Here is a 7,423-nt window from a genome sequence, read left to right as displayed (position 1 = left end):
GTCAAAAGTCAAAAATGCGTACATGCTTGCATGTTAAGCATTTTGACTTTATGACCCGAACAAATATGAGGAATAAGCAATTTACGCAGTAAATTAGCGGTTTCCGAATATTTGCAGAATTGCGAAAATGACTTTAGTCATGGAGCAATTCGTATATCATATAATGAGGGCTCAACAAATCAATTGAATTGATTTGTTTCAGGGTTGTAGGTGTATCCTAGGCTGTTTAGGCGGTCTAGGATTTCTTTTTGTTCATTGGGTGAGACATCAAGGTCATCGAAGAGTGCTTCTAACGATGAGTAGTTGTCTCGAAGTTTCATATTCATATAGCTTAGTAGCATGACCGGATCTTTTGGAATCATAATTACCTCCATATCAGCGGGCGTTTATTTTATCAGTTTTCTTCCTGCGAAGATTATGATGCAGGCTCCGATAACTGCAACAATAAGGTTACCGATGAGTCCTGATCCGTGAATGCCCACAAAGCCAAGGACGAGATTACCTACAAAACCTCCCACAAGTCCAAGGATAATGTTAGTAAGAAGACTTCCGTCATTGTCCATGAATTTTCCGGCAATCCAACCGGCAAGTGCACCAATGATAAGGCCTGTTATTAAACCCATTCCATTAATCATATCTTTTTCCCCTTTCAATAACTTTTTTAATATGTAGTATAGCACAAATTCCGGATATATGAGGTTTGTCAAAAGACCGAGGAGTATCTGTCCACGGCTCGTTGTCTGACGCCCGGCCATAACCTTCCGGGTAATCATAATAACATACTCCGGGCGGAGTTTAGAGCCGTAGATACGATGCGGGATTTTGGGAAAGCCATAAATCCAAGCGAAAGAGCGGTGAGCATTTCAGTTATCCTTCTGCGCCCCCTTACTCCACTCCCCTTGAGACCGCCAACAAATATTCCTAAGACCTTCGTCCGAGGAACCCAAAAAAGTCATAAAAAATTAAAAAAAGTGTCATTCGTCCGATTTCGATGTCGTTTCGTCAGAAAATGACCATTTGCTTAAAAAAGTATGATAGTATGCTCAGTAGAAAAAAACAGATAGGCGTTGTGCATAAGAACGCCTCATACGAAAGGTAATATGACATGAGTACATTTAGAGTTAAACCAGACACTCTCAAATCACAGGCAACAGTTTATCAGAATGTTTCAGTAGAGCTTGATAATTTATCATCACAGACACAAGAAATAGCCGACAGTCTTGATATGTCTCTTGCAATGGTTAAGCCGGCAGTTGAACAACTTGTTGAGCAGATAAAGATTAGATCTGTTAAGGCAGAGGAGTTTGGTGCAGCACTTACTCAGATAGCTAATGAATATACGAATACCGAGGACGAGATCAAGGGAAATATCAAGGCTCCCGGAAATTATAATGTTGATCCGTCAGACCCCGGCAACGGTGGCGGAAACGGCAACGGCGGCGGAAACAGCAACGGCGGTGGAAATGGCAACGGCGGCGGAAACGGCAACGGCGGTGGAAATGGCAACGGCGGCGGAAACGGTAACGGCGGTGGAAATGGAAACGGTAGCGGCAACGGAAGCGGAAATGGTAACGGCAGTGGAAATGGCAATGGAGGAAGCGGCAACGGCGGAAGTGGAAGCGGCACCGGCAAGCAGAATACAGTTCCTCCTGTAGTACCTGTTGTTCCCCCTGTCGGCAACGAAGGCGAAGAAGGCGGCTCCGGTTCAGGAAATGGCAACGGTAACGGAAATGGTAACGAAAACGGTAGCGGCCAGAAGGAAGAAAAAGGTGGAAGCGGCAGCGGTAACGGCGGCGGTGCATCACAGGGTGGACAGTCCGGTGAGACAGGCCCTGCTACCAGATTCGGAACAATGAGAAATGTTCCGATCAATGATAACTACGTAACATCAGGTGATAGAGCTGCAGCTGATAAGATTTATCAGGCACTTATCGACGCAGGATATTCACCTGAGGCAGCAGCTGCTATCCTTGGTAACCTTGAGGCAGAGCACGGCTTCCTTACATCCTTGGTAGGAGATCAGGGATCTGTTGGTCTTGCTCAGTGGAGAGGAGACAGAAAGCAGGCGCTTCTTGAGTTTGCACAGTCTCTTGGCAAGGATCCCACAGACCTGGATGTTCAGATTCAGTTCCTTATCCAGAAGGATATGTACACAAGACTTGGCGCTGATGGCGTAGAGAAGCTTAAGGGTATGACAGACTTTGTTGATGCAACTGACTATATTTGTCACAATTATGAGTCACCTGCAAGATACGCCAGCAAGGCAGCTTACGAAGCAAGTAAGTATGGTCAGCCCGGCAAGAACCACATCAAGTGGGAGAGATTTGTATGGTCAGAGGAGACCGGCAACTATGAGCTTGATCTTCAGAAGAGAAGAGATGCAGCCAACTACTGGTATAAAGAGCACATGTTTGGCATGAAGCTTGATTAATTTGAGGAAGGTATTATGAGAAAATTTATTAGATTTAAAAAGATTGTTGGTATTACTTTATTATCAACCCTGCTGCTGGCAGGTTGTGGCAAAAAGAACACTGTAGCCGTTCAGGAACAGGATGTCCAGACTGTGTCATCCGATTACACTCTGGATGAGAGCAACTCCGGCGCATCGGTTTCAAGCGAGTATGGTGAACTGATCGGTACAGCAGAAGGCGGCGAAACAGGTGTTACTTTAACAGCTGCCAATCCCACCGAGTTTCTTAATGCACTTATCGGTGTCTACAAGTATGAAAAATGCAGCCTTGACGGTCAGGACGGCTTCATCGTTATCGAGAACGATCCTGAAGCAGGCGGAATCGCCATCGGCGACTATTTCGATGCCGAAAAGCAGTCCTATCGTTTTGTAGGATATGATTTCTATTGCACCAAAATGGAAGGCAACCGCATCTACATGGAATACCCCGAGACTGTTTATGACGATGACACAGCGGTTTATTCCTACTATATCTTTGAGGTAACCAACGAAGGTATTTCCGTATACTTCAGCTATGATTCCTTTGATGCAGCACAACTGATCTATACAGCCAGAAAAGCTAACTAATCCTTCATTATTCGTTTAGTATATTCTTTAGGATGTGTCGGGAATTTATTCCCGGCCATTCCCACAACCTGTGTGATGGCGGGGGCAGATGGGATTATCGACGACTCTCTCTCCTGTTCGAACAACAATATCTGTTTCTTGTCCACACTCAGGCTGTAGGAATGGCCAGGAACCTTCCGATGCAGGCGAATGGTGATTATAATCCTGATAATGAGCCGCTTCTCCAATCTGTACCGATTGAGAGGCGGTATTTTACTGCATTGGATAAACGCTTTTCGGTACTCAGGTACCTCAGGGCAAAGATATACATTCGTATCTATAAGCTGTATAATCTTTAAGGCATGTCTGTTAAATGACATGATCTGATCAAAGTGAGGTACAAATGAAGTTATTTAAGAAAATAAGAGAAATCAAGCTGTCTCCGGTTCAGATCATACCGGCAAGCTTCCTGCTAACCATAATTGTGGGAACACTTATACTTATGCTGCCGATCTGCTCTGCAAAGGGAGAAACCACAGCGCTTCTGACAGCCCTTTTTACGGCGACGACGTCGGTGTGTGTTACAGGGCTGGTGGTTGTGGATACCTACATGCACTGGAGTTTTGCGGGGCAGCTTGTTATTTTGATACTGGTGCAGATAGGTGGTCTTGGAATGATTGCTGTGGCTTCAATGCTGATGAGGCTTACCGGCAGAAAGTTTTCCCTGACTGACAGAATGCTCCTTAGAGATGCTTTTAACCTTAATACGGATTCCAAGCTTTTGTCATTTCTTGGAGAGGTGCTGAAGGGGACGTTTATTGTAGAGGGAATCGGAGCTATTCTGTATGCGACGGTATTTATTCCGGAATTCGGAGTGAGGAAGGGGCTGTGGAGAGCGATATTTAATTCAGTGTCAGCCTTTTGCAATGCCGGAATGGATGTGATCGGCCCTAACAGTATGGGAGATTACAAAGATAACCCGATTGTCATGACAGTTACGATGCTCCTTATAATCCTTGGCGGTATCGGATTTGTTGTATGGTTTGATGTGATTGACAAGGCCGGGGAGGGAATAAGAAAAAGATTTACTCCCAAAATGGTGATTGGAAGGCTGTCGGAGCATACCAAGCTGGTGCTTAGTTTTTCAATGGCACTTATATTTGGCGGAATGCTGTTGTTTCTTGGGCTTGAGTACAACAATCCGGAAACCATCGGAAATATGAGCATCGGCGGCAAGCTGGTCAACAGCCTTTTTGAATCTGTGACATTAAGGACTGCAGGATTTACTACCTTTTCCCAGTCGGGGTTATCACCTGCGTCATGTCTTGCAGCCTATGTTCTTATGTTCATTGGAGGATCACCCATCGGAACCGCAGGCGGTGTCAAGACAGTTACAATGTTCCTTCTTATCATGAATGTCAGGACCTACGTTGCGCATCAGGACGAAAAGGTTATCTTTAAACGAAGAGTATCGGAGGAGTCCATGAGAAAGGCTTCTGCGGTGGTATTCGTGGGAGTCGGGGCAGTTTTTGTTTTGACTATCGCTTTGTCGGTGGTTAATCCCGTGCCCATGGAGGATGCATTATTTGAGGTTGTAAGTGCCTGCGGAACGGTGGGACTATCCAGAGGACTGACACCTTCGCTTGGAAGAGCGGGAAAAATTGTAGTAATAATCGCAATGTACCTTGGAAGAATCGGCCCTATTTCGTTGGTGGCACTTTTTTCGAGGAACAGATCGGGAAATAACAGAATCAACTACTCTGAAGGAAACTTCTATGTAGGATAACAGAATCAAATTGGAGTACGGATAATATGACTAAGAAATCAATAGCTGTTTTAGGCTTGGGAAAATACGGAAGGAGTCTTGCGGAGGCTCTGTACAGCATGGGAGAGGACGTTCTTGTGGCGGATATGAACGAGACGGTCATCAGAGATATTTCCTCCAAGGTGACTTCGGCGGTCTGCGTCAATCTGGACAATGAGGATGAGGTATCGGCCCTTGGACTTCAGAACATGGACATAGTTATAACCTGTATGGGAAGCAATCTCTCAGCAAGCATTCTCTGCGTTTCCATTGCCAAAGAGCAGGGCGTTCCTGTCGTGATAGCCAAATCATCATCGGATAGAATGCGTAAGATCTTAAAAAGAGTAGGAGTTGATAAGATCATCTGCCCTGAGGAAGAGGGAGGAATGCGCTCCGCAAGGATTCTTACATCCCAGTATATTCGCGACTACTTTGAGATTGACGACAATCTGTGCATGATAGAGCTGCCGCCCAAGAAGTCATGGCTTGGTAAGGACCTGATAGAACTTAATCTCAGAAGGAAATACAATATGAACGTAGCTGCCATCAAGAATGTAGGCGGCAAATGGACTTATGTGGATCCAAACCACAAGCTTAATAATGACGATCTGCTGATGGTTATTATAGAAAAAGACAGCATCAATAAATGGAGATAAATATATTCAAAGGAAAAGGGCACGAGCCCCTGTTAGTCAGGGGATATCGTGCCCTACGTTATGGTCGTTATTTTCATCCCACTCATCGAAGATATCGATACGGGGATTCTTTTTTAATTCTCTGTAAAGATCACTGTTGTAAAAAGCGCTGATGGCTTCATCGTCACGGCCCGGCCCATTTGGAATACTGGTGTAGATACTTAAGTTGATCCTTTTAAAGTGCTCAAGGCCGATCTCAATATCTTTTTGCAGCTGCTCAAAGCTCTGACAATCCATTCCGTACATAATGTTGATCCAGTCGAAATACTTTGCCAGCTCCGTTGGAGTTACGCCGGGAAGACCCTTGCGAAGAAGCCCTTCTCTAATGTTCTCATCAAAGGTCTCAACACCGCATCTGAAGATGACATTGATGTCATGACTTCCAAAGAAGTCGGTAAAATAGCGATTACTGTCTCTGTAGATGTAGTGGCCCTCAAGAATTACAGTCCCTATTCCCTTGGCGATGCAGGTCTCTCTGATGTAATTCATTGTCGTGAAGGGAAGCTCTGTATAGGAGGCTGAGCAGGTGACATCCAGGCAGGAAGCTCCTGTTTCTGTTCCGCGGACCTGTGATAAGACTTTTTTGTTAACTGTATCGCAGGCAAGAACAGAGGAGGATTTGTCATCCTGATAGTCACAGAAAGCACATTTTCCCCAGGAGCAGCCAAGTGAAACAAGGAGCACATTTTCCCTTGGAAGAGAGCTCTTATTGTCGAACTGATATCTTACAAGATCGTGGATCATGCGATGACCTCTGCGTTTTCTTCGGCTTTGTCATCGCTGCCTTTTTCCAGAAGGATGCCGGACTTTTTGTTAAGAGCCTTGGCGAGATACAGGAAAGGGGTGTCGCAGAGAGCTATAAGCATCTCGATAAGTGAACCTGCAACTGAAACTGTGAGGCAGTATACAACGGGATAGGTTCCTGCAAAAGCAAGGATGGCAAAAGCAAAGTTCTCAAGGCAGTTGCAGATGATGGTTGAAAGGTTGTTTCTAAACCACATGTACTTGCCACCGGTCTTTAGCTTGAGCTTCTGATAGATGATAACGTCGCACCAGTTAGCCAGGATGAACATAAGACCTGAAGCTGTGGTGATCCTGACTGACATTGCAAAAAGAGTCTTCATGCTTCCGTCAACTGCGTCGAAGGAATTGGGAATGAAGGCCAGTGAGAACTGGGCAAAAACGATATAGGCGATAAGAGCGCCGGCTGCGATCTTAACAGCATTTTTACTGGACTTGTCGCCATATTTTTCGTTGAGGATATCTGTAGCAAGATAGGTGGATGCAAACATTACATTACCAAGAGCGGTGGAGATACCTGCGATATCAACCTGCTTGGCAACCTGGATATTTGCAAAGATAACGGCAAGGGCCATCCATGTGTAAAGGCCGTACTTGCCAAAGAGCTTGTCCATCACAAGGACACCTGAGAAACATACTACAAGTTCAAGAATACCTAAAAACAAATTCATCATTACTTCTAACCTCTTTTTTCTATAATACTTAAAAACGAGAGCAGGTCAGAAATAGTGAACACACAAAATAAAAAAGCTCTACGAAAGGATCGCAGAGCAGTCAAAATGCATAGTACATCTGATCAGCCCTGGTTTTATTTAACGACAGGATGGTGCAAACGAACTGTCGGCGTCAATGGTTTCATTGATTAAGCTTGTACATATTACTACGTAAATTCTTATGTGTCAACGCATAAATTACTATAGTAAATGTGACTTTAGTGTGAATTCTGCTGCAGATCAGGAAAAATCTATATCTTGATTAAAAATCTATAAAGTCCTACACAATGTTGAAAGGCGTCAAAAACAGGGTGTATAATTAATATGATATATCATATATATTTGTGCGCCTTTACAAAGATGTGGTGGCGACAAACTCAGTAAAAATCGTGTT

General features: G+C 44.5%; 8 protein-coding genes. 4 read left to right on the top strand and 4 right to left on the bottom strand.

Annotation, left to right across the window (positions count from 1 at the left end; genetic code table 11):
- Nucleotides 1–179 precede the first annotated feature (179 nt).
- The gene (locus G588_RS0115710; RefSeq protein ID WP_022779667.1) at nt 180–362 is read right to left on the bottom strand and encodes a DUF4250 domain-containing protein; all 183 of its coding nucleotides are present in this window, start codon (nt 360–362) and stop codon (nt 180–182) included.
- Nucleotides 363–386: 24 nt separating this feature from the next.
- Nucleotides 387–635 (bottom strand): GlsB/YeaQ/YmgE family stress response membrane protein, encoded by a 249-nt coding sequence (locus G588_RS0115705; RefSeq protein ID WP_022779666.1) that lies wholly within the window; start codon nt 633–635, stop codon nt 387–389.
- Between the two features lie 470 nt (nt 636–1,105).
- Here G588_RS0115705 and G588_RS22830 point away from each other — a divergent pair, with 470 nt between their 5' ends.
- The 4 genes from G588_RS22830 to G588_RS0115680 all read left to right on the top strand — a co-directional run bounded on the left by G588_RS22830 (nt 1,106) and on the right by G588_RS0115680 (nt 5,476).
- A complete protein-coding gene (locus tag G588_RS22830; protein WP_022779665.1) occupies nt 1,106–2,431 on the top strand; it encodes a phage tail tip lysozyme in 1,326 nt (441 codons plus the stop codon).
- A 15-nt stretch (nt 2,432–2,446) separates the two neighbouring features.
- Nucleotides 2,447–3,037 (top strand): hypothetical protein, encoded by a 591-nt coding sequence (locus tag G588_RS0115695; RefSeq protein ID WP_022779664.1) that lies wholly within the window; start codon nt 2,447–2,449, stop codon nt 3,035–3,037.
- 382 nt (nt 3,038–3,419) lie between these two features.
- Complete coding sequence (locus G588_RS0115685; RefSeq protein WP_022779662.1) at nt 3,420–4,802, top strand: TrkH family potassium uptake protein; 1,383 nt, start codon at nt 3,420–3,422, stop codon at nt 4,800–4,802.
- A gap of 26 nt (nt 4,803–4,828) precedes the next feature.
- Nucleotides 4,829–5,476, top strand: coding sequence for a potassium channel family protein (locus tag G588_RS0115680; RefSeq protein ID WP_022779661.1), 648 nt, complete (start codon nt 4,829–4,831; stop codon nt 5,474–5,476).
- A 36-nt stretch (nt 5,477–5,512) separates the two neighbouring features.
- Here G588_RS0115680 and G588_RS20675 read toward each other — a convergent pair whose 3' ends face one another.
- The gene (locus G588_RS20675; protein WP_022779660.1) at nt 5,513–6,259 is read right to left on the bottom strand and encodes a hypothetical protein; all 747 of its coding nucleotides are present in this window, start codon (nt 6,257–6,259) and stop codon (nt 5,513–5,515) included.
- The gene (locus tag G588_RS20670; RefSeq protein ID WP_022779659.1) at nt 6,256–6,990 is read right to left on the bottom strand and encodes a queuosine precursor transporter; all 735 of its coding nucleotides are present in this window, start codon (nt 6,988–6,990) and stop codon (nt 6,256–6,258) included. Before G588_RS20670 ends, G588_RS20675 begins: the two co-directional genes overlap by 4 nt.
- Between the last annotated feature and the right edge of the window lie 433 nt (nt 6,991–7,423).

This window comes from Butyrivibrio sp. AE3009 (assembly GCF_000420845.1).
GTDB lineage: Bacteria > Bacillota > Clostridia > Lachnospirales > Lachnospiraceae > Butyrivibrio.
Note: the sequence above shows the minus strand (reverse complement) of the source record. Positions and strands in the feature narration are given on the sequence as shown.